The 20042-nt window shown below is 67.9% G+C and carries 23 protein-coding genes; 10 read left to right on the top strand and 13 right to left on the bottom strand.

All coding sequences use genetic code 11. From position 1 onward, the window contains the following. The first annotated feature begins 1 nt into the window (after nucleotide 1). Both MF270_RS22885 and MF270_RS22880 read left to right on the top strand, forming a co-directional pair. On the top strand, nucleotides 2-319 hold the full coding sequence (locus MF270_RS22885) for a YciI family protein (protein ID WP_238368110.1): 318 nt from the start codon (nucleotides 2-4) through the stop codon (nucleotides 317-319). Between the two features lie 84 nt (nucleotides 320-403). Further along, entirely contained in the window at nucleotides 404-886 is a 483-nt protein-coding gene (locus tag MF270_RS22880; protein ID WP_238368109.1) for an RNA pyrophosphohydrolase, read from the top strand. Here MF270_RS22880 and MF270_RS22875 read toward each other — a convergent pair. The 6 genes from MF270_RS22875 to MF270_RS22850 form a co-directional block, all read right to left on the bottom strand. Further along, complete coding sequence (locus tag MF270_RS22875; protein WP_238368108.1) at nucleotides 881-1882, bottom strand: endonuclease/exonuclease/phosphatase family protein; 1002 nt, start codon at nucleotides 1880-1882, stop codon at nucleotides 881-883. The genes MF270_RS22880 and MF270_RS22875 overlap by 6 nt on opposite strands. 23 nt (nucleotides 1883-1905) lie before the next feature. Further along, the gene (locus MF270_RS22870) at nucleotides 1906-2754 is read right to left on the bottom strand and encodes a hypothetical protein (protein ID WP_238368107.1); all 849 of its coding nucleotides are present in this window, start codon (nucleotides 2752-2754) and stop codon (nucleotides 1906-1908) included. A 387-nt stretch (nucleotides 2755-3141) separates the two neighbouring features. After that, nucleotides 3142-3747, bottom strand: coding sequence for a 3-isopropylmalate dehydratase small subunit (leuD, locus tag MF270_RS22865; RefSeq protein WP_238368106.1), 606 nt, complete (start codon nucleotides 3745-3747; stop codon nucleotides 3142-3144). A 71-nt stretch (nucleotides 3748-3818) separates the two neighbouring features. Next, nucleotides 3819-4163, bottom strand: a complete 345-nt coding sequence (locus tag MF270_RS22860) for a hypothetical protein (RefSeq protein ID WP_238368105.1) — start codon at nucleotides 4161-4163, stop codon at nucleotides 3819-3821. Beyond that, on the bottom strand, nucleotides 4160-5587 hold the full coding sequence (gene leuC / locus MF270_RS22855; protein ID WP_238368104.1) for a 3-isopropylmalate dehydratase large subunit: 1428 nt from the start codon (nucleotides 5585-5587) through the stop codon (nucleotides 4160-4162). Before leuC ends, MF270_RS22860 begins: the two co-directional genes overlap by 4 nt. A gap of 214 nt (nucleotides 5588-5801) precedes the next feature. Continuing rightward, nucleotides 5802-6227, bottom strand: coding sequence for a hypothetical protein (locus MF270_RS22850; RefSeq protein ID WP_238368103.1), 426 nt, complete (start codon nucleotides 6225-6227; stop codon nucleotides 5802-5804). 155 nt (nucleotides 6228-6382) lie between these two features. On the opposite strand from MF270_RS22850, the gene MF270_RS22845 reads away from it, so the two are divergent. The 4 genes from MF270_RS22845 to MF270_RS22830 all read left to right on the top strand — a co-directional run bounded on the left by MF270_RS22845 (nucleotide 6383) and on the right by MF270_RS22830 (nucleotide 9616). Then, nucleotides 6383-7705 carry a mechanosensitive ion channel family protein gene (locus MF270_RS22845; protein ID WP_238368102.1) on the top strand — a complete coding sequence of 441 codons (1323 nt, stop codon included), beginning with the start codon at nucleotides 6383-6385 and terminating at the stop codon, nucleotides 7703-7705. Nucleotides 7706-7862: 157 nt separating this feature from the next. Continuing rightward, complete coding sequence (gene rsfS / locus MF270_RS22840) at nucleotides 7863-8225, top strand: ribosome silencing factor (protein WP_238368101.1); 363 nt, start codon at nucleotides 7863-7865, stop codon at nucleotides 8223-8225. A gap of 1 nt (nucleotide 8226) precedes the next feature. Beyond that, the gene (gene rlmH, locus MF270_RS22835; protein WP_238368100.1) at nucleotides 8227-8697 is read left to right on the top strand and encodes a 23S rRNA (pseudouridine(1915)-N(3))-methyltransferase RlmH; all 471 of its coding nucleotides are present in this window, start codon (nucleotides 8227-8229) and stop codon (nucleotides 8695-8697) included. 79 nt (nucleotides 8698-8776) lie between these two features. Next, nucleotides 8777-9616, top strand: coding sequence for an SHOCT domain-containing protein (locus MF270_RS22830; RefSeq protein WP_238368099.1), 840 nt, complete (start codon nucleotides 8777-8779; stop codon nucleotides 9614-9616). Here MF270_RS22830 and MF270_RS22825 read toward each other — a convergent pair. Further along, a complete protein-coding gene (locus MF270_RS22825) occupies nucleotides 9613-10275 on the bottom strand; it encodes a hypothetical protein (RefSeq protein WP_238368098.1) in 663 nt (220 codons plus the stop codon). The genes MF270_RS22830 and MF270_RS22825 overlap by 4 nt on opposite strands. A 179-nt stretch (nucleotides 10276-10454) precedes the next feature. Here MF270_RS22825 and dapD point away from each other — a divergent pair, with 179 nt between their 5' ends. Continuing rightward, the gene (dapD, locus tag MF270_RS22820; protein ID WP_238368097.1) at nucleotides 10455-11282 is read left to right on the top strand and encodes a 2,3,4,5-tetrahydropyridine-2,6-dicarboxylate N-succinyltransferase; all 828 of its coding nucleotides are present in this window, start codon (nucleotides 10455-10457) and stop codon (nucleotides 11280-11282) included. 98 nt (nucleotides 11283-11380) lie between these two features. Further along, nucleotides 11381-11623 carry a GlsB/YeaQ/YmgE family stress response membrane protein gene (locus MF270_RS22815; protein WP_238368096.1) on the top strand — a complete coding sequence of 81 codons (243 nt, stop codon included), beginning with the start codon at nucleotides 11381-11383 and terminating at the stop codon, nucleotides 11621-11623. 3 nt (nucleotides 11624-11626) lie between these two features. Here the strand turns inward: MF270_RS22815 and MF270_RS22810 are convergent, their stop codons facing one another. Further along, complete coding sequence (locus MF270_RS22810) at nucleotides 11627-12703, bottom strand: transporter substrate-binding domain-containing protein (RefSeq protein WP_238368095.1); 1077 nt, start codon at nucleotides 12701-12703, stop codon at nucleotides 11627-11629. 133 nt (nucleotides 12704-12836) lie between these two features. On the opposite strand from MF270_RS22810, the gene MF270_RS22805 reads away from it, so the two are divergent. After that, a complete protein-coding gene (locus tag MF270_RS22805) occupies nucleotides 12837-13190 on the top strand; it encodes a hypothetical protein (protein ID WP_238368094.1) in 354 nt (117 codons plus the stop codon). Here the strand turns inward: MF270_RS22805 and MF270_RS22800 are convergent. After that, nucleotides 13187-13483: an HNH endonuclease gene (locus tag MF270_RS22800; protein WP_238368093.1), complete on the bottom strand. Its 297-nt coding sequence runs from the start codon at nucleotides 13481-13483 to the stop codon at nucleotides 13187-13189. The genes MF270_RS22805 and MF270_RS22800 overlap by 4 nt on opposite strands. Before the next feature lie 78 nt (nucleotides 13484-13561). On the opposite strand from MF270_RS22800, the gene MF270_RS22795 reads away from it, so the two are divergent. Next, nucleotides 13562-14731: a TIGR03862 family flavoprotein gene (locus MF270_RS22795; protein WP_238368092.1), complete on the top strand. Its 1170-nt coding sequence runs from the start codon at nucleotides 13562-13564 to the stop codon at nucleotides 14729-14731. Between the two features lie 382 nt (nucleotides 14732-15113). On the opposite strand, the gene MF270_RS22790 is transcribed toward MF270_RS22795, so the two are convergent. From MF270_RS22790 to leuS, 4 genes are all read right to left on the bottom strand, one after another. Further along, nucleotides 15114-15704: a glutathione S-transferase family protein gene (locus MF270_RS22790; protein ID WP_238368091.1), complete on the bottom strand. Its 591-nt coding sequence runs from the start codon at nucleotides 15702-15704 to the stop codon at nucleotides 15114-15116. Nucleotides 15705-15771: 67 nt separating this feature from the next. Then, nucleotides 15772-16797 carry a DNA polymerase III subunit delta gene (gene holA, locus MF270_RS22785; RefSeq protein ID WP_238368090.1) on the bottom strand — a complete coding sequence of 342 codons (1026 nt, stop codon included), beginning with the start codon at nucleotides 16795-16797 and terminating at the stop codon, nucleotides 15772-15774. Further along, nucleotides 16794-17297: an LPS assembly lipoprotein LptE gene (gene lptE, locus MF270_RS22780; RefSeq protein ID WP_238368089.1), complete on the bottom strand. Its 504-nt coding sequence runs from the start codon at nucleotides 17295-17297 to the stop codon at nucleotides 16794-16796. Before lptE ends, holA begins: the two co-directional genes overlap by 4 nt. Next, entirely contained in the window at nucleotides 17284-19836 is a 2553-nt protein-coding gene (gene leuS, locus MF270_RS22775) for a leucine--tRNA ligase (protein ID WP_238368088.1), read from the bottom strand. Before leuS ends, lptE begins: the two co-directional genes overlap by 14 nt. Nucleotides 19837-20042 lie beyond the last annotated feature (206 nt).

Below are 20042 nucleotides of genomic sequence, written 5' to 3'. Positions count from 1 at the left end.
GATGCCGAAGTACCTATACGTCTACCACGGCGGCGGGATGCCCGAGGGCGAGGCCGCGCAAGCCGAGAGCATGGCGCGCTGGGGCGCCTGGATGGCCAAGACGGGCGCAGCCCTGGTCGATCCGGGCAACCCGGTGGGCATGTCGAAGACGGTCGGCAAGGATGGCGTGACCGACGGCGGCGGGGCGGACCCCTGCATGGGCTACACCATCGTCGAGGCCGAGAGCCTGGACGCCGCCTGCGACATGGCGCGCGACAACCCGATGATCGCCGATGGCGGCCGGGTCGAGGTGGCCGAGATCCACGTGATCGAGATGTGACAGCGCCGGGGCCGGCTCGTCCGGCCCTTGGCAAGCCTCCGGCCAGGGCGATAGGGTGCGCCCAACCCTGAGCCGGAGCCCCCGATGACCCCCGAAGAGATCGAAAAGCTGCCCTATCGCCCCTGCGTCGGCGTGATGCTGGTCAATGCCGAGGGGCGCGTGTTCGTCGGCCAGCGGATCGACAGCGAGACCGCGGCCTGGCAGATGCCGCAGGGCGGGGTCGACCCGGGCGAGGCGCCGCGCGACGCGGCCCTGCGCGAGCTTTGGGAAGAGACTGGCGTGCCGGCCGACAAGGTCTCGGTCGAGGCCGAGACGGCGGGCTGGATCCCCTACGACCTGCCCCATGACATCGTGCCGCGCATCTGGAAGGGGCGCTTTCGCGGGCAGGAACAGAAGTGGTTCCTGCTGCGCTTTCACGGCACGGACGCGGATGTGAACATCGCGACCGATCATCCCGAGTTCTCGGAATGGTGCTGGCTGGCGCCCGAGGACCTGCCGGGCGCCATCGTGCCCTTCAAGCGGGCTGTCTACGAGCAGGTGCTGGACGCGTTCCGCGCGCAGCTATGAGCCGGGCCGGGTGAGGTCGACCCAGACCAGCCCGTGGCGGCTGGCGGTGGCGGCAGGGGTGCCGGGTGTCGGCCAGATGACGCCCGCATCGGTGACAATCCAGTCGGCTGACGGCAGCACGTAGCTGACCCGCAGGTTTCCGGGGCGCGGTTCGGGCCAGTCGGCGGTGTCGAGCCCCGGGTCGCCCGCCTGCGCCGGGTCGGGCGGGGCATCGCCGCGGGGCTGCGGGTCCTGCAGGCGCGGATCGGAGAGCAGGGCGCGGATCGCGTCCCGCCGGCCGTCGCCGTCCTCGGGGTCGAGGTTGGCATTGCCCAGCAGGACAAAGGGCAGGTCCGCGCGCGGGCCCAGCGTTCCGTCCAGATAATGCGGCCACAGCGCCACCTCGTCGGCGTTGCGGCGGCCATTGCGGTCCTCGGGACCGTCAAAGACCGGCGGGCCGGCCATCAGCAGCAGCAGCTCGGGGCCATCGTCGAGCGTGACCGACCAATGGCCGATGGTGCCAAGGGGGAGCGGTTCAAGGGCGGCGCGCTCGTCCTCGGTCATCAGGCTTCCCGGCGCCTCGGCCCAGGGCAGGGCGGAGAGGTCGCGCAAGGGTTCAAGCGGTCGGTTCGCCAGCAGCAACAGGCCGCCGTCGCCGCGAAAGCGGCCGTAGCCGAGGGCGTCCTCGGGCTCTCCGGTCCGGCCATCGCCATCCACGTCGAGCCCGCGCTGCACACCGGCATTGGGCGGTGGGGCAAAGGCATGGGGAAGGGGGGTGCCGGCCGTGTCGAGCAGGTGTTGCAGGGCCAGCGCAGCCTCGCCGCCGGAATCCCAGTCCACGTCGGTCAGAAGGATCACGTCGGGCCGCGCAGAGGCGATGACATCGACCACGGCGCGGACCTGGTCATCAGGTTCCATGAGGTCGCCCAGCAGACGGCCGGGGCCGTCGCGGGACAGTTCGACATGCCAGGTGGCGATGCGCAGCGGCTCGGCCGCGGCAAAACAGGGGAGGAGCAACAGGACGATGCGCGTCAGCGCCCTCAGGCGTGCGCTTCGACGATCTCGCCCTTGGCCTCGGCCTTGGCGTAGGCGCGGCGGCGTTTCTGTTCGATCAGTTCGGCCACGCGGCCAAGGGCCAGGCCGCGCACGATCAGGCTGGCAGGCAGGAAGGCCCATGCGCTCAGCGTCCAGACAAGGGTCTGCGGGGCCGTGATCGAGATGGGGTCGAAGGCATCCGAGGTCACCTTGATGATCGCCGGGATCAAGAATGGCAGCAGAAACCCTAACGCAATGTTAACGTTGGCATCGCGCTTGAGGCGGATCAGCACGTCTCCGCCCGCGGTGGGATCGAAGAGCGGCAGGTTGACCCAGACGTTGAAGGTGCCCTGCCGGGTCGGCCAGTCGCGCAGGCGGACCTGCACGAAGAACACGACGATCATGGCGAGCGAGATGATGTAGGCGGTGCCGGCCCCGGTGCGCACGATCTCGATTGCGGTCTGCGGCGCGTCCGGAGGCATCATCAGCACGACCATGCGCACCGGCGAATAGGGGAAATCGGTCCACCGGCCCAGCGTGCTGCCGATATCGGCCACGGTGCCGGTCAGCAGGACCGGGGCGATCGTGTCGCGGCAGGCGAGCGTCAGCAGGACAACGGTGAGGGCAAGGGCACAGAAGCGGACGCGGTTGAAGGGCCGCGCGTCGCGAAATTCGATGATCGAAGGGTAGGTCGCGAAATATTCGACGAAGGTCAGCGCGGCTGCCACGATGGCCACCAGGGACACCACCTGCGCCGCCTCTGCGCCGTCAGACGGCAGCACGAGCGACGGAAGTAAGATGACCACGGCCACGAGCACGGCCCGAAGACCGGCGCTGATCATGCGTCTGATCACTGCCCAAACCTCTCATCGCGGACGGGCGCGATACGATGCCGCCCCCTTGTCCCACTTTGATCCCGCCGTTTGTGGCGGGCTGCCTCATTGTTGCCCAATTTTTGCCCCCTTCCATGGACGACCTCAAGAAGTGTGAACAATAGAGCCGGGAAATCGGGCCTTTTGAGGGAGGAACTGGTGCGGGAATGCATCAATTGTGGCGTGCTTGTGTGGCGAACCCCCATGCCAAAACAATATGTTGTTGGAATAGCGCGCAAAGCACATAGGCGAAATGTGGCAAGGGCAAGGACTCGGTTAACAGATGGTTAACCGGGGGTGTTTCGCCCTGAACGACAATGGGGCGCCAGATCGTGGCGCCCCATCGGAATACTCAGCCTGTGGCGGGGATCAGACCCAGGGACGGGCCGCCGCGCTTTGCTTTTCGAAGGCTTCGATCGAGGAGACCTTCTCCATCGTGAGGCCGATGTCGTCGAGGCCGTTCAGCAGGCAATGCTTGCGGAAGGCGTCGACCTCGAACGGGATGACCTCTCCGTCCGACGTCGTGATGGTCTGCGCCTCGAGGTCGACGGTCTGGCGTGCATTCTCGCCTTTTTCCGCGTCCTTCATCAGGATGTCGACCTGCTCCTGCGGAAGCACGATGGGCAGCATGCCGTTCTTGAAGCAGTTGTTGAAGAAGATGTCGGCGAAAGAGGTCGACACGACCACCTTGATGCCGAAATCCGCCAGCGCCCAGGGCGCGTGTTCGCGCGACGAGCCGCAGCCGAAGTTGTCGCCGGCGACCAGGACCGACGCGTTGCGGTAGGCCGGCTGGTTCAGCACGAAATCGGGGATCTCGTTGCCCTGGCGGTCATAGCGCATCTCGTCGAAGGCATGGACGCCCAGGCCGGTGCGCTTGATCGTCTTCAGGAATTCCTTGGGGATGATCATGTCGGTGTCGATGTTCACAAGCGGCATGGGCGCCGCGACACCGGTGAAGGTCTCGAATTTATCCATGGGTTACGTCCTCTGGATCGGGGCGGGGGCCCGAAGGCGCCGCCGAAGGGGATAGGAAGGGGCAGGGCGGCTCAGGCGCCGACCCTGCGGATCATCAGCGTGCCATCGGTCCGGCGTTCGACACGGGTGGGCCCCGGCGCCGCGATCAGCCCCGAAGGGCAGGTCGCGACGAAAGTGATCCTCCCGTCACGGTCGGTGCCCGTCTCGGCATAGCTGCCGATCTGGCCACCGATGCAGCCACCGCGCAACTGCGCCCGCACGAGGTCGGGCGAGAATTGCGCGGGGTCGTAGCTGCCCGCGAGGGTGCCGTCAGCCGGGCCGAAGGCCAGGACCTCGGGTGCGAGCGTTTCGCCACCGCCGCAGGCGGCCAGCAGGGTCAGCCCCATGCCGGTCAGCGCGGCGGCGGCGCGGCTCACGCGACGGCCTCTGCGTCGGTCATCAGCTCGCGCACATCGGTCAGGTGGCCGGTGATCGCCGCCGCCGCCGCCATGGCCGGCGACACCAGGTGAGTGCGGCCCTTGTAGCCCTGCCGCCCCTCGAAGTTGCGGTTCGAGGTCGAGGCGCAGCGCTCACCCTCGCTGAGCTGGTCGGGGTTCATGGCCAGGCACATGGAACAGCCCGCCATCCGCCATTCGAACCCGGCCTCCTTGAAGATGTCGGCGATGCCTTCCTCTTCGGCCTGGGCGCGGACAAGGCCCGAGCCCGGGACGACCATGGCGCGCATGCCGTCCTTGACCTTTTTGCCCTTCAGGATCGCGGCCGCGGCGCGCAGGTCCTCGATCCGGCCGTTGGTGCAGGAGCCGATGAAGACGGTGTCGATCTGGATATCGGTCAGCTTCTGACCCGGTGTCAGGCCCATGTAGTCCAGCGCGCGCCGGGCCGCCTCGACCTTGCCGCCCTTGAACGATTCGGGTGCGGGGACCACGGCCGAGATCGGCAGCACGTCCTCGGGCGAGGTGCCCCAGGTCACGACGGGCGCGATCTCTTCGCCCTTGAGCGTGACGACCTTGTCCCAATGGGCATCGTCGTCGGAATAAAGCGTCTTCCACCATTCCATCGCCTGTTCCCATTGCGCGCCCTTCGGCGCATGGGGGCGGCCGCGGACGTAGTCGAAGGTCTTCTCGTCCGGCGCGATCAGGCCGGCGCGGGCGCCGCCCTCGATCGCCATGTTGCAGACGGTCATCCGGCCTTCCATCGACAGGTCGCGGATCGCCTCGCCGCAATATTCGATCACGTAGCCGGTGCCGCCGGCGGTGCCGGTCTCGCCGATCACGGCCAGGGTGATGTCCTTGGCGGTCACACCGGGCTTGAGCTTGCCGGTGATCTCGACCTTCATGTTCTTGGATTTCTTCTGGATCAGCGTCTGGGTGGCCAGCACATGCTCGACCTCCGACGTGCCGATGCCATGGGCCAGCGCACCGAAGGCGCCGTGGGTCGCGGTGTGGCTGTCACCGCAGACCACGGTCATGCCGGGCAGGGTCCAGCCCTGTTCCGGGCCGACGATGTGGACGATGCCCTGGCGGACGTCGTTGACCGGGTAGTAATGGATCCCGAAATCCTTGGCGTTCTTGTCCAGCGCCTCGACCTGGATGCGCGATTCCTCGGTCATGGTGGCCGGGTTGGCGCGGTCGAGCGTCGTGGGCACGTTGTGGTCCGGCACGGCGATGGTCTTGTCCGGCGCGCGCACGGTGCGGCCGGTCAGGCGCAGCCCCTCGAAGGCCTGCGGGCTGGTCACCTCGTGCACGAGGTGGCGGTCGATATAAAGCAGGGACGTGCCGTCATCGGCAACATCGGCCACATGGGCATCCCAGATCTTGTCATAGAGCGTCTTGGGGGACATCGGTCCTCTCCCGTTTTCTGGCTATTGGATTGGCGTGACAGGAAGGGCCGCACAGGTCGCACCTGCGCAGGCCGCGCGCGTCATAGACGTGCGAGGACCGTGTGGGTCGCGCCGTAAAACCGCCAGGGCAGGCGCGCGCGATCGTCCATGTCGAAAACCACTGTCATGGCCCGTCAGATACAGCGCCCGCGTGAGTCTCGCAAGGGAAACCGCCTCAGCGCTGTGTGAGCAGCACCTTCTCCCAGCCCGGCGTCATGCCAAGCCAGCTCCCGGCCTCTTCCGGCGTCTCGAACAGCTCGAGCGACAGGTGGGGCAGCCCGTGCGCATGGCCAAGGAACATGCGTGCGATGCCCTGGCCGATCGAGCCGGGGGTGGCGACGATGGCCATGGGCAGCACCGCATGCGGGCCGATCTGACCGGTCTGCCGGTCGCAGCGCAGCAGGATCGACCGCACGGCCGCTCCGTCAAGGTCGGACCCGGTCTGGTCCCGCAGGTCCAGCAGCGCCCGGCTGAACCGGCTCATTGCGTGCAGCACCGAGGCCTCTTGTTGCCGCACGGCCAGGTCTTCGGCCCGCGGCCTTTCGGTGACGCGCATCAGCAGTAGGTCGTGGTCGGTGACCAGGGTGAAGGCGATTCCCATGAACGTCCGGGTCCTTGTCTTGCGCGGCACAGGCTTGTCGGTCTTTCAAGTTAAGATAAGTGGGGACGTGAGTCCACGCAACCTATGCGAAAGCTTCGCCGCTCTGGACACTTTGCGCCATCCGTCGGAAAATCCGGCAAAAGGGGAGAGAGCGCATGGAGCCGCAAGCACCTGATACGGCCGCGGTCGCGCAGGAGATCGCCACCAGCCTCTATGCGCAGGTCCAGGGGTTCCTGAACGGGTTGATGCGGCCGTGGAACGCTTACCAGCTGATGATCGTCGCCGGGCTGATCCTGCTGGCTGTCATCGGCGCGCGGATCCTGCGGCCGCGCTGGCAGGCCTGGCTGCGCACGCGCGAAGGCTGGCCGACCTGGCGGATGCGGTTCGGCGTGCTGATCAACCGGCGGATGCGGCTGATCCTGTTCGTCGGGACGATCTGGCCGGTGATCTGGATCATGCGAGAGGTGACCTGGCCGTCGCGGTCCTACCTGCTGGGCATCATCGGCCAGCTGGCCGCGGCCTGGCTGGTGATCGCGATCCTCACCCGGCTCATCGCCAACAGCTTCCTGCGGACGATGATCCGCTATGCCGGCTGGGCCTGGGTCACGCTGTCGATCCTGAACCTCACGGACGAGGCGCAGCAGCTCCTGTCCTCGGTCGCGCTGGACGTCGGTTCGATCCACCTGTCGCTGTGGCTGCTGGTGCAGGCGGTCTTCACCCTGACGCTGCTCATGATCCTCGCCCGATTCGTCAGCCAGTCCGCCGCGACGACGATCCGCCGGAACGAGGACATCAGCCCCTCGATGCAGGTGCTGGCGGTCAAGTTCCTCCAGGTGCTGCTGTTCGGCGCGGCCTTCTTCATCGGGCTCAAGTCGGTCGGCGTGGACCTCACCGGTCTCGCGGTGCTGTCGGGGGCCATCGGCGTCGGCCTGGGCTTCGGTCTCCAGAAGGTGGTGTCGAACCTCGTGTCGGGCATCATCATCCTGCTCGACAAGTCGATCAAGCCTGGGGACGTGATCAGCCTTGGCGACACGTTCGGCTGGATCAACTCGCTGGGTGCGCGCTATGTCAGCATCACCACGCGGGATGGCAAGGAATACCTCATTCCGAACGAGGACCTGATCACCGGGCAGGTGGTCAACTGGTCGCATTCCAACGATTTCGTGCGGCTCGACATCTATTTCGGCACCTCCTACGGGGACGACCCGCACAAGGTGCGCAAGCTGGCGATCGAGGCGGCCAAGGCCGTCGACCGGGTGCTGACCGACCGCGCGCCGGTCTGCCACATCGTCGGCTTCGGCGACAGCAGCGTGGACTACATCCTGCGCTTCTGGATCAAGGATCCGACCGGGGGCCTGACCAACATCCGCGGCAATGTCTACCTGGCGCTCTGGGATGCCTTCCACGCGAACGACATCTCGATCCCCTTCCCGCAGCGCGAGGTGCGGGTGCTCAAGGATGCGCCGGACCCCGGCTGATTTCCGCCACGTGTCCGCAGCCGATTGAGATTTCGGCGCGCAATTGTTATCTTTGGATCACGTCCGGCACCGGGGCGCTTTTGCGGTGCGCCGAAAGGAGGACCAGGTTCTGACACCTCAGACCACCGCGGCATCTGCCGCAGACACCGGGGCCACCATGCCCCACGTTGATCTCACCAGCGAAGAGCTGCGGGACGAGATCGTCAAATCCCTCGATGACAGCAAGGCCGAAGACATCCTGCAGATCGACCTGCGGGGCAAGACGGCCATCGGTGACTACATGGTCATCTGCTCCGGGCGCTCGTCGCGCCAAGTGACGGCCATGGCCGAGAAACTGGTCGAGACGCTCAAGCAGGAGCATGGCCGGCTCTGCACGGTCGAGGGCAAGGAAACGGGCGACTGGGTGCTGATCGACACCGGCGACGTGATCGTTCACGTCTTCCGTCCCGAAGTGCGCGACTTCTACCAGCTGGAAAAGATGTGGCTCCCCGCGGGGGATGCCGTCGCCCGGCAGGCCTGACTTGCGCCTACATATCTGTGCGGTGGGCCGGCTGCGCGCCGGTCCCGAACGCACGCTGATCGACGATTACACCACCCGCTTCGACCGCAGCGGCCGGGCGCTGGGCCTTGGTCCGCTGACACTCCACGAGGTCGAGGACAAGAAGGGCGGCGGCATGGCGGCCGAGGCCGACCTGCTGCGCCGCGCCATCCCCTCGGGCGCGCGGGTCTGCGTGATGGATGAACGCGGCCGCGTGATGTCCTCGCCCGACTTTGCCGACCAGCTGGGCCGCTGGCGCGACACCGGCACGCAGGACCTGGCGCTGGTGATCGGCGGCGCGGACGGGATCGACCCGTCGCTGCGCGCCGAGGCGGATTTCGCCCTCTCGTTCGGCGCGATGGTCTGGCCGCACATGCTGGCCCGCGCCATGCTGACCGAACAGCTTTACCGTGCCGCCTCGATCCTGGCCGGCAGCCCCTATCACCGGGTTTGACCGGCTGGCCCGCAAGGCCCCGGCCTGCTAGGAAGGGGCAAAGCCCCGGCTTCCCCACCCTCATAGACGGACCCATCCCATGACGCGACTGACCCCGGACGGCACGGCGCGCCTGTCCGACATTGCCGCCCGCAACGGCGTGACGACCGACGCGGCCGAAACGCTGTTCTTTGCCCTCTTGCGCGGCGGCGGCACCCAGGCGCAGTTCAGCCATCCCGACCTTGGCGGCATGGGACAATGGAGCCAGGGCGGCATGACCATGGTCGGCGACATGTTCAACAACGGGCTCAAGGCGCGGGTCGACGCCCTGTGTTCCGAGATCGCGCCGCTGGTGCGCGACCCCGATGTGCTCGTACCCGAGGCGATGCCGGGGGCCGGGGTCAGCTTTGCGGCGTCGGGCGGCGGGTCGCGCTGGCCCGAAGAGCTGGGTGTGCCGTCCTCGAGCGGGTCGCAGAACGACCTGCGCTACGCGGTCTTTCCCGGCACGCGGCGGCTCGCGATCGACCAGGGCGGTCGGATCGAGGTCTTTGACACGGGCGATCACGCAATTTCCGGCGTGTCACAGCAGCAGGTGGGCGACCGGACACTGACCTTCACCAGCCAGTTCGGGCTTGTCCGCGTCTCGGACCTGCCGCGGGTCGAGATCGGCGCGGCGCCCGTCGCCGAAACGCCCGTGGTGTCCGAGGCGCCGTTCGCGCCCGCGCCTTCGTCGCAGGTCTGGGCCCCCGAGCCGCAAACCGCGCCGGTTCCCACCCCCGAACCGGCCCCGACCGGCGCGGTCGAGGCGCCCAAGCAGCCATCCAGCGACGGCGAGGCGATCATCGGCCTGATCCGCAAGCTGGCCGAACTGCGCGACGCGGGCATCCTGACCGAGGCCGAGTTCGAGACCAAGAAGGCCGAACTGCTGGCCCGGCTTTAAAGCTGCGGCCCCGCGCCCGGCGTTCCCGTCACCGGGCCCAGCAGGTCCTCGAACATGCCATGCCATTCGCGCGGGAAGGTGCCCGGCACCACCGCGTTCAGATAGCAGCGCCGCGCCTGGATCAGCAGGAAGCGCGGGCTGGGGCCGCTGTCTCGGGGCATGGGAAAGGGCTGGCGCGTCTCGTGCAGGCACTCGACGGCCAGGTCCTGCGCCTCGCGCTTTTCCGGCCCCGCGAGGCGCATCGCCTCGACCGCGAAATGTGCGGCCAGGATCGCCTCGAGAGGGGGGCGCCGCGTGCCGGCAAAGGCCGGGCCCTTGGAGGTGCCGGTCGGGTTCTCGCCCATCTCGTTCGGGAAATAGAACCGCCCGGTGTCGGCCAGCGACGACAGCCGTGCCGCCAGCAGGCACAGCTGCGGATCGTCGCGCGGCCGTTCCTTTTCCACCGCGTACAGCGCCAGCGCCTCCGACACCGTCTCGAAGAAATCGCGGGAAAAGGCGATGGTCTCGCGCCGGTATTCCGACAGCAGCGCGGCATGGCGCGACTTGCGCTCCTGCCGGCGCAGACGGGAATTGATCATGAAGCCGAGCCCGGCGATCACGATGCCGGTCAGGGCGGCGATGGCGTCCCAGTTGATGACGTCCAAGGCAAAGCTGATCATCCATGGCCTCCGGCTGCTGCGCCGCCACCTTGCACCGGCACGCGGGTCATGGGAACCGGCCCCGCGGAGCCCGGCCCGCCGCTGCGGACGGACGGCAACGCTGCGGGCGGGCATTGCCCCGTGCCGGGATCGCCACTATAGCCCTTGCGACTGACGACCCTAGGGAACGGAGAGGCCACATGTCCAACGCCCAGCTCGAAGCTGCCATCGAAGCCGCCTGGGAGGCGCGCGACACGATCACCCCCGCCACCACCGGCGAAACCCGCGAGGCCATCGAGGACACGCTGAACGCGCTGGACGCAGGCCAGCTGCGCGTGGCCGAAAAGCAGGACAATGGCGACTGGCACGTGAACCAATGGGCCAAGAAGGCGGTGTTGCTGGGCTTCCGCCTCAAGGACATGGAAGAGCAGACCGGCGGGCCGCAGGGCGGTGGCTGGTGGGACAAGGTCGACAGCAAGTTCAAGGGCTGGGGCGAGAACCAGTGGAAGGCCGCCGGTTTCCGCGCCGTGCCGAACTGCGTCGTCCGCCGTTCGGCCTTCATCGCGCCGGGCGTGGTGCTGATGCCGTCCTTCGTGAACCTCGGCGCCTATGTTGACAGCGGCACCATGGTCGACACCTGGGCCACCGTCGGCAGCTGCGCGCAGATCGGCAAGGGCGTGCACCTCAGCGGCGGCGTCGGCATCGGCGGCGTGCTGGAACCCATGCAGGCCGGCCCGACCATCATCGAGGACAATTGCTTTATCGGTGCCCGGTCCGAGGTGGTCGAGGGCGTGATCGTCCGCGAGGGGTCCGTGCTGGGCATGGGCGTCTTCATCGGCCAGTCGACCAAGATCGTGGACCGCGAGACCGGCGAAGTCATGTATGGCGAAGTGCCGCCCTATTCGGTGGTCGTGGCGGGGTCGATGCCGTCGAAGAACGGCATCAACCTCTACTGCGCCGTGATCGTGAAGCGGGTGGACGAACGCACGCGTTCGAAAACCGGCATCAACGAGCTGCTGCGCGACTAAGCGGCTTGCGCGCGGGCCCTCACGGCCCGCGCGACCCCGTCCGGGAACCGGCCGCCCCGCCGGTGCGTTGACCGTGGTCAACAGCAAAGGGGCACATCATGGGCATCGGATTCATCGGCGCGATCATCGTCGGCGGGCTGGCGGGCTGGATCGCCAGCGCGATCATGAAGACCGACACCGGGATCTTCGTGAACATTATCCTCGGGATCATCGGCGCGGTGGTGCTGAACCTGATCCTCAGCTTCTTCGGCATCTACGCCGCGCGGGCCTGGCTGCCGCAACTGGTCGTCGGCGCGGCCGGGGCCTGCCTGCTGATCTGGGGCTATCGCCGCCTGCGCTAGGCCTCAGCGCGTGGCGCCGAACCAGCGGGCATAGATCTCGTCATGGGTGCCGTCCTCGCGCAGGGCCAGCAGGGCGCGGTTGATCTCTTCGGTCAGGGGGCTGCCCTGGTCGAAGGCGATCCCGTAATCCTCGGGCTTGAAGACCCGGTCCACCACCCGGGCATTGCCGCCGGTGCGCACGTAGTAGTTCAGCAGCGGCTTGTCGAAGACGATGGCGTCGAGGTCATTGCTTTCGTACCCCGCCGTCAACGCGGCAAACGAATCGAACGTGCGATGCGCGATGCCGAGATCGGACAGGTAGCGCGACGCGGTCGAGCCTTCGGTCGTGCCGACGATCCGCCCGTCAAGGTCCGAGACGTTGTCGACCGTGTTGGTGATCGCCTCGACCGTCATGGCGGCGGTGATATGGGCCACGAAGACCGACACGATGAACAGTGACGACACCACCATCAGCACCGATGTCAGCCGGCCCAGGGGCGATTGCGGCATCCGTTCCTCGAACCCGCCGTTCACCACGAGGTTCAGCGCATACCAGAAGGCGGGGAACATCGCGTCCCGCGCGGGGCGGTCGAAATAGGCCTGGCGCTTGCGCTCGAAGACCCACATCGCCATGCCCATCGCGAACAGCAGCCCGAAGGCGGCGATCACGAGAAAGAAGATATCCCAGGTGAACAGCGTGGCGAGCATTCCGCTGTTCCCCGCACCGTTGTCGGGCACGAGGATGCCGATCCCTGATTCGAAGATCGGCTGCGAGAAATCCAGCGTTTCCTCGCGCGCGGCGGTGATCGAGATATTGGCGACGGCGCCGTCGACCTCTCCGGCATTGACGGCGGTGAACATGCCGCCGAAGGTCGGCGAGACGGTGAAGGTGACCTCGCGGCCAAGGAGTTCGGCCACCGCCTCCATCAGCTCGATCGAAAAGCCGGTGCGTTCGCCGCCGATCTCCATCGAGAACGGGGGGCGGTCCACGGTGATCATGCGCAGGGGGGCATCCTGTGCCTGCACGCCACTGGCGCCAGCCCATGCAAGCACGGCCAGACAGACTGCCCTGAGGCAGACCCAGATCCTCATGGTCCCCATTGACGTCCCCTTTGGTCCCATATCCGGGCCGCTTTAGCATAGGGCTTGCGGGACGCGCAATTTCGCAGGTGCCCCACTGGTAAATCCGCCACAGACGCGGCATGGAGGGGCAACACCTGCGAGGGAACGCGTCATGGCCAAGAGCGACAAGGACAAGACCGACAAGCCGGCCAAGCCGCGCAAGCAGCAGGTCTATACCCTGCTTGTCGAGGTTGGCCGCAAGGAGGGCGACGGCCTGCCCAAGGGCAGCACCGGCGCCGCGCTCATGTGTTTCGCCAGCGGAGTGGATGAGGCCGAGGCGGTGCGCGAGACGGTGGCGGTGCTCAAGCAGGCCGACATGGCGCCGCTGGACGTGACCGGCTACGGCACGCTGGAAGAGCGGGAAGAGCAGGGCCACGAGATCGGCGAGGACGAGCGCGCGCTGATGCAGCGGGCGCTGGACGAGAACGCGGTGATCGTGGCGCAGATGACGCCCTTCGACGACTAGCGCTTGCGGCGGCCTCCGGGGGTTTTCGAGTGAAACCCCGGAGGGCGTTTCGCGACCCATTGGATGAATTTTTCCAGCCGCGGATGGGCGCGCAGCGCTTCGGGCGTGTTGTAGTCGCGGGCCAGTTCCGCCTCGGTCAGGGTGGCGTGGATCTCGTTGTGGCAGATCTGGTGCAGCCGCACGACCGGCCCGCCCTTGCCGCCCTTCAGGCGCGGGACAAGGTGATGCAGGCTTTGCCGTGCCTCCGGCGGGATCGGGCGCAGGCAGAGCGGGCAGGTCGGGTCGTCGGTCATGGCGCTCTCTGTTTCAGCGCAAGGATAGCGCGCTGGTGCGCAATTGCGATGGACCCCTGCGGGCGGTAGAGATCGGGCATGGATGAACATGATGCACTGGTGATCGGCGGTGGCCCCGCCGGCCTTGCCGCGGCCGAGGCGCTGGCCCGCGCCGGCCGCCGGGTTGTCGTGGCCGAGGCCAAGCCCTCGATCGGGCGCAAGTTCTTGATGGCGGGCAAGTCCGGTCTGAACCTGACCAAGGACGAACCGTTCGAGGCGTTCGTCGCGGCCTATGCCGAGGCCGCGCCGGCCCTGCGCCCGATGCTCGAAGCCTTCGGGCCGGCCGAGGTCAAGGCCTGGGCCGAGGCGCTGGGGCAGCCGGTCTTTACCGGCTCGTCGGGCCGGGTTTTCCCCGAGGCGATGAAGGCCTCGCCGCTCCTGCGTGCCTGGCTGCGCCGGCTCGACGGGCTGGGGGTCACCCTGCGCACCCGCTGGCGCTGGACCGGCTGGGACGCGGCGTTCCAATTCGACACGCCCGAGGGGCCCGTGTCGCTGCGCCCGGATCGCTGCGTTCTGGCGCTGGGTGGCGCCAGCTGGGCGCGGCTTGGCTCGGATGGTAGATGGGCCGATCTTTTCCCGGCGCGCGGTCTGCCCGTCGCGCCGTTCCGGCCCGCCAATGCCGGGCTGGTGGTGCCCTGGTCCCCGCATATGGACAAGGTCCTCGGCCAGCCGCTCAAGAACATCCGCCTCGTGGCCGGGTCGGAGGAGGTGCGCGGCGAGGCCGTCATCTCGTCCCGCGGGCTCGAAGGCGGCGGCATCTACGCCATCAGCCGGGCCGTTCGCGAGGGGGCGGACCTGGCGCTCGACCTCGCGCCGGGCCTTTCGGCCGAGGAGGTCACCCGCCGCATCGCCGCCCCGCGCGGCAAGCAAAGCTACGCCAACCACCTGCGCAAGGCGCTGCGGCTCGATCCCGCGAAACTGGCCATCCTGCGTGAATTCGCGGGGCCCTTGTCGAACTTTCCCGAGGTCCTCGCCCAGCAGGTCAAGGCCCTGCACGTCCCCCATGCCGGGCTGCGCCCCCTGGACGAGGCGATCTCCACCGCCGGCGGCGTGCCGTTCTCGGCACTGGACGCGGGCCTGCAACTGCGGAATGCCCCCGGCACCTGGTGCGCGGGCGAGATGCTGGACTGGGAGGCGCCGACGGGCGGTTACCTGCTGACCGGCTGCCTTGCCACGGGATACTGGGCGGGCCAGGCGGCGGCCGGGTAGGGGGCGCTGCCCCCCGTCGCCCAAGGGCGACGTCCCCCGGAGTTTATCGGCAAGATGAAGGGGGATCGGCCCCTGGCTTTCACCTTTCGCCAAATATGCCCGCCGGAGGCGATTCCACGGTCGATGGCGCGCGCTCCGCGCCGATCAACCGAACAGGCCCCTGCTTTCATTATTCTGGAAATACTCCCGCCGGAGGCGTTCGTGGCCGGTGTGGGGGCGAGGGGTCAGGCCCTCACGCCGGAAGCGCGGTCGGACAAGCGGCGAGGGGCCAGCCCCTCGCGCCGGAGGCGCGGCCGGATTAGAGGCGAGGGGCCAGGCCCTCGCGCTGCCCGGGATGTTTCTGGAAAGATGAAGGGGCCACGGGGCGCGTGGCCCCCGCCGGTCACTTCATCTGCGCGGCGAGCTTGCGGAAGGCGTCGCGGCTGCGCATGCGCTTGAGATAGGCGCCGAAGTCCTCGTTGTCGGTCGGGAATTTCGACGCAAAGGCCCAGTTGCCGCAATGGGCGAGGATGATGTCCGGGATCGTCATCTCGTCGCCCATCAGGAACGCGCCCTGCATCTTGGTCATCAGATGCGCCAGGTTGCGTTCGTATTCCCACTTGAGGCTGTCCTTGACCTCGCGCACGCGCTTGTCCTCGGGCAGCACGAAACTGTGGCGCGCGGCAGTCCAGAGCACGGCGTCGATCTCGTCGATGATCTGGTGCAGCACGCCGTCCTGCTGGGCGCGTGCGATCGTGCCGGCGGGAGCGGTGAAGCGCCCTTCGCGGTCGGCAAAGTACTGCATGATCGCCGTCGAATCGGTGAGCGTGACGCCCTCTTCGATCACCACCGGGATCTTGCCCGAGGGGTTGAGGGCGGTCACCGCCTGAGAGCGGGAATGCTCGGGCTGGTGCTCGTAGGGCAGGCCCAGCTCTTCGAGCAGCCAGAGTACCCGGAACGTGCGGCTGGCCAGGTGGCCGATGACCTTTGTCATGTGATGCGTCCTCCGTCGCGACTTTGTCCCGAAGGTGCTGTGCCGCCGCGCGGACGGCAAGGGTTCCCTAGCGTCGCGGCAGCATCGACAGGCGGATCAGCATCCGTTCGACCAGCGCCATGGCGGGCGCGTTCTGCCCGGCGGAGCGCAGGGTCAGGTCGGTCTCGGTGATCGTCTGCAGCGCCTGTTCCAGCCCCGGCGCGCCCCAGGTCTGTGCCTGGCGCAGGATCTGGTCGCGGCGTGGGCCAAAGACCGGCGGGCGCATGCGGGCGATCCCTTCCGCCGCGCCACCGGGGGCCGAAGCGGCCGCGTAGAGCGTGCGGAAATGGCGGTTGCAGGCGATCAGCAGCGAGACCGGCAGCACGCCCTGCGACTTGAGCCGCCGCATGACCGGGCCGATCTGGGCCGCCTTGCCCTCGGCCACGATGTTGAGGATGTCGTCCACCTCGGCCTCGGTCGAGGCGGGGGCGCAGGCGGCGATATCTTCGGCCGTCACCGGCGAGGTGTCGCCCAGCTTGTAGAGCGCCAGCTTGGCCAGGGTCTGGCGAAAATCGCCCGGGTCCAGCGTCAGTGCCAGGGCCGACAGGTCGTCCATCGCCGCGCGGTCGAGGCCGGTCAGGCCGGCGCGGCCCAGCTCCGCCTCGATCTCGGCGCGGGTCGGCGGGTCGTCGTAAAGGCCGACGGCAAAGGCGTTGCGGTGCCCCTCGAACCCCTTGCGCAGCTTGGAGGTGCCCTTGAGCGCCCCCGCCGTCACCACGATCTGTGCGTCGCCGGGCTGCCAGTCGCTGAGCGCGTCGAGGATCTGCGGCCCGACCAGTTCCGTCGCGTCCTCGACAAAGGCGACGCGGGCACCGGGGAAAAAGCCGGTGGCCTTGATCGCATCGGTCAGAAGGGCCTTGTCGCGGCGCAGCTCGGCGGCGGGAATGCGGGTCAGGCGCATCTCGGCCTCGCCCTCGGGGCCGATGAGGGCGGCGATGACCTCCTGCCGTTTCAGGGCCACGCGCATGGCGTCGGCACCATAGATCAGGAGGCCCGTCGCCTTGGGATCGGGCCGCGAGAAATACCGGGTCGCCTCGGCCTTGTTCAGTTTCATGACGGCAGGTCTGGCGCGGCCATCAGCAGCCTGTCCACCACCTTGTCGGCGAGAATGACCATCAGCCGTTCCTCGGCGTCGCGCACGGCGGCAAGCGTCGCCACGGTGGAGCCGGTGGCCGAGTAGCCGGTGAAATCGTCGACCGTGCCCTTGGCCAGCACCGGGCCGTCCGTGCCCTCGCGCAGGCTGTAGCGGGCGGAGCCGACGAGCTGGTAGCGCGTGGTGCGCCCGTCGCCGCCGGTGCCGAGGCCGGAGCGCGAGACGTCATGGGTAACGGTCAGGGTGTAGGGGCCGGTGGCGGCAAAGCCCAGCCGCTCCTCGATCCGCTGGCCCAGCAGGTAGCCGGCACGGTCGGCGGGGGCCGAGACCACGACCTGGCCCGAAAGGCGCGAGGCCCCGCCCTGCGGCCCGTAAGCCGGGGCAAAGCCGCAGGCCGCGCCCGCCGCGCACAGCCCCAAGGCCAGCGCGGCGCGGCGCGTGGGGCGATCAAACCACCACATTGACGATCCGTCCGGGCACGACGATCACCTTCTTGGGCGTCGCACCGTCGAGGGCCCGCTGCACGGTATGCTGCGACAGGGCGATCTTTTCGATCTCGTCCTTGGGCATGTCCTTGGGCACCTCGATCTCGGCCCGGCGCTTGCCGTTGACCTGCACGGGCAGGGTCACGGTGTCGTCGATCAGCATGGCCGGGTCGGCCTGGGGCCAGGGGGCGGAGGTGACAAAGCCCTCCCCGCCGAGCAGTTTCCAGACCTCTTCCGAAAGGTGCGGGGTCATCGGCGACATGAGCTGCGCCAGCGCCAGTGCGGCCTCACGCCGCGCCGCCGCGCCGGCCTTGGTCCGTTGCAGCGTGTTGGTGAAGGCATAGAGCCGCGCGATGGCCGCGTTGAAGCCGAAGCTTTCGACGCCCTTGGTCACCTCGTCGATGGTCTTGTGCATCTCGCGCAACAGGTCGGTGTCACCCTCACCCGGTGCGTCGGAGCTTTCCGCGATCTCGGAGGCGATGCGGAACACGCGGCCGAGGTGCTTGTTCGCGGCCTCGGCGCCCGAGGCGGTCCATTCCACGTCCCGCTCGGGCGGGCTGTCGGACAGCACGAACCAGCGGGCCGTGTCGGCGCCGTACTGGCTGATGATCGCCACGGGGTCGACCACGTTGTTCTTGGACTTGGACATCTTGGCCGAGGGCACGATCTCGACCTCGGTGCCGTCGACAAGGAAGCCCTTGCCGTCCTTCAACGTCACCTCCTCGGGGTAGTGATAGACCGGGCGGCCGTCCTTTTCGGTCTTGTAGATCGCGTGGGTCACCATGCCCTGGGTAAAGAGCGCGTTGAACGGCTCTTTCGATTTCTCGGGCAGGTGGCCGCAGATATGCATCGCGCGGGCGAAGAAGCGGGAATAGAGCAGGTGCAGGATCGCGTGCTCGATCCCGCCGATATACTGGTCGACGTTCATCCAGTAATCGACATCCTCGGCCACGGTCGGCGTCGTCGCGCGCGGCGCGGTGAAGCGGGCGAAGTACCAGGACGAATCGACGAAGGTGTCCATCGTGTCCGTCTCGCGCTTGGCCGCCGTGCCGCAGGCGGGGCAGGGCACGTCGCGCCAGGTCGGGTGGCGGTCGAGCGGGTTGCCCGGCACGTCAAAGCTGACGTCATCGGGCAGGCGGACCGGCAGGTTTTCCTTTTTCTCGGGCACCACACCGCAATCGGGGCAATGCACGACCGGGATCGGGCAGCCCCAGTAGCGCTGGCGCGAGAGGCCCCAGTCGCGCAGGCGGAACTTGGTCACGCCTTGGCCGACGCCGTTCTGTTCGCAGAGGTCCACGGCGGCCTCGACCGCCTCGTCGCCGGTCTGCACCTCCTCGCCCGCGATCAGGCGGGTGTAGCGGACTTTCTCGGATTTGGCGGGCACGAAGGGCGCGGCCTGGATGTCGATCTCGCCCTCGAGGGGCACGAAGGTCTCGACGATGGGCAGGCCGTACTTGCGGCAGAAATCGTGGTCGCGCTGGTCATGGCCGGGGCAGCCGAAGATCGCGCCGGTGCCGTAATCCATCAGGATGAAGTTGGCGATGTAGACCGGCAGCTCCCACGAGGTATCAAAGGGATGGCGCACGGTGAGGCCGGTGTCGAAGCCCAGCTTCTCGGCCTTTTCCAGCGCTTCCTCGGTGGTGCCGCCGCGCCGCGCCTCGGTGCAGAAGGCGGCGACGTCTTCGCGATCCCGCTCGAGCTGCTTGGCCAGCGGGTGGTCGGGCGAGATGCCGACAAAGGACGCGCCCAGCAGGGTGTCGGGGCGGGTGGTGTAGACCTCGATCCGGTCGAACCCGTCCGGGGCATCGACCGTCGAGAAGGCGAATTGCAGCCCGCGCGAGCGGCCGATCCAGTTGGCCTGCATGGTCTTGACCTTGGCCGGCCAGTCGTCGAGGCCGTCCAGCGCGTCCAGCAGCTCTTCGGAATAGTCCGAGATCTTGAAGAACCACTGCGTCAGCTCGCGCCGTTCGACCAGCGCGCCCGAGCGCCATCCGCGCCCGTCCTCGACCTGTTCGTTGGCCAGAACGGTCATGTCGACCGGGTCCCAGTTGACCACGGCGTTCTTGCGGTAGACCAGGCCCTTTTCGAGGAAGTCGAGGAACAGCGCCTGCTGCTGGCCGTAGTATTCCGGATCGCAGGTGGCGAACATGCGCGACCAGTCGATCGACAGGCCCAGCGGCTTCATCTGCTCGACCATCGTGTCGATGTTGTCATAGGTCCAGGTCTTGGGGTGGCCACCGCTTGCCATCGCCGCGTTCTCGGCCGGCATGCCGAAGGCGTCAAAGCCCATCGGGTGCAGCACGTTGAACCCGGTCGCGCGCTTGTAGCGGGCCACCACGTCGCCCATCGTGTAGTTGCGCACGTGGCCGATGTGGATGCGCCCCGAGGGGTAGGGGAACATCTCGAGCACGTAGTACTTGGACCGGCTCTCGTCGCGCTCCGCGCGGAACAGGTCGGCCTCGGTCCAGGCGTGCTGCCAGCGGGCTTCGATCTCGGCGGGCGTGTAGCGCGACATTGCGTGTCCTTCGACAAATGGTCCTTGGGGCGATGCGGGTGATACGGCGGAAGGGGCCTGCGGTCCAGTGGATTGCGGCGGAAAAGGCAGGCGCGGGGCCCGGTGTCTGCCCGTTGTTTCAGCCCCGGCGGCGTCGCAAGGCGATCCGGTGGCAGAAACCCGCACGGCGTGGCGGCGCAGGGGGGACTTTGCGCCGCGTTTTGCCA

The organism is Mesobacterium pallidum (genome assembly GCF_019966535.1).
Taxonomy (GTDB): Bacteria; Pseudomonadota; Alphaproteobacteria; order Rhodobacterales; family Rhodobacteraceae; genus Mesobacterium; species Mesobacterium pallidum.
This window is presented reverse-complemented; position numbering and strand designations above follow the sequence as displayed.

Excerpts from the sequence above, each read along its gene's own strand:
- MF270_RS22885 (WP_238368110.1), top strand. The coding sequence starts at position 2 with ATGCCGAAGTACCTATACGTCTACCACGGCGGCGGGATGCCCGAGGGC.
- MF270_RS22825 (WP_238368098.1), bottom strand. The coding sequence starts at position 10,275 with ATGATCAGCTTTGCCTTGGACGTCATCAACTGGGACGCCATCGCCGCC.
- lptE (WP_238368089.1), bottom strand. The coding sequence starts at position 17,297 with ATGTGGTGGTTTGATCGCCCCACGCGCCGCGCCGCGCTGGCCTTGGGG.
- MF270_RS22845 (WP_238368102.1), top strand. The coding sequence starts at position 6,383 with ATGGAGCCGCAAGCACCTGATACGGCCGCGGTCGCGCAGGAGATCGCC.
- holA (WP_238368090.1), bottom strand. The coding sequence starts at position 16,797 with ATGAAACTGAACAAGGCCGAGGCGACCCGGTATTTCTCGCGGCCCGAT.
- MF270_RS22880 (WP_238368109.1), top strand. The coding sequence starts at position 404 with ATGACCCCCGAAGAGATCGAAAAGCTGCCCTATCGCCCCTGCGTCGGC.
- rsfS (WP_238368101.1), top strand. The coding sequence starts at position 7,863 with ATGCCCCACGTTGATCTCACCAGCGAAGAGCTGCGGGACGAGATCGTC.
- MF270_RS22830 (WP_238368099.1), top strand. The coding sequence starts at position 8,777 with ATGACGCGACTGACCCCGGACGGCACGGCGCGCCTGTCCGACATTGCC.
- MF270_RS22795 (WP_238368092.1), top strand. The coding sequence starts at position 13,562 with ATGGATGAACATGATGCACTGGTGATCGGCGGTGGCCCCGCCGGCCTT.
- MF270_RS22815 (WP_238368096.1), top strand. The coding sequence starts at position 11,381 with ATGGGCATCGGATTCATCGGCGCGATCATCGTCGGCGGGCTGGCGGGC.
- MF270_RS22805 (WP_238368094.1), top strand. The coding sequence starts at position 12,837 with ATGGCCAAGAGCGACAAGGACAAGACCGACAAGCCGGCCAAGCCGCGC.
- MF270_RS22790 (WP_238368091.1), bottom strand. The coding sequence starts at position 15,704 with ATGACAAAGGTCATCGGCCACCTGGCCAGCCGCACGTTCCGGGTACTC.
- leuS (WP_238368088.1), bottom strand. The coding sequence starts at position 19,836 with ATGTCGCGCTACACGCCCGCCGAGATCGAAGCCCGCTGGCAGCACGCC.
- leuD (WP_238368106.1), bottom strand. The coding sequence starts at position 3,747 with ATGGATAAATTCGAGACCTTCACCGGTGTCGCGGCGCCCATGCCGCTT.
- dapD (WP_238368097.1), top strand. The coding sequence starts at position 10,455 with ATGTCCAACGCCCAGCTCGAAGCTGCCATCGAAGCCGCCTGGGAGGCG.
- leuC (WP_238368104.1), bottom strand. The coding sequence starts at position 5,587 with ATGTCCCCCAAGACGCTCTATGACAAGATCTGGGATGCCCATGTGGCC.
- MF270_RS22850 (WP_238368103.1), bottom strand. The coding sequence starts at position 6,227 with ATGGGAATCGCCTTCACCCTGGTCACCGACCACGACCTACTGCTGATG.
- MF270_RS22800 (WP_238368093.1), bottom strand. The coding sequence starts at position 13,483 with ATGACCGACGACCCGACCTGCCCGCTCTGCCTGCGCCCGATCCCGCCG.
- MF270_RS22810 (WP_238368095.1), bottom strand. The coding sequence starts at position 12,703 with ATGGGGACCATGAGGATCTGGGTCTGCCTCAGGGCAGTCTGTCTGGCC.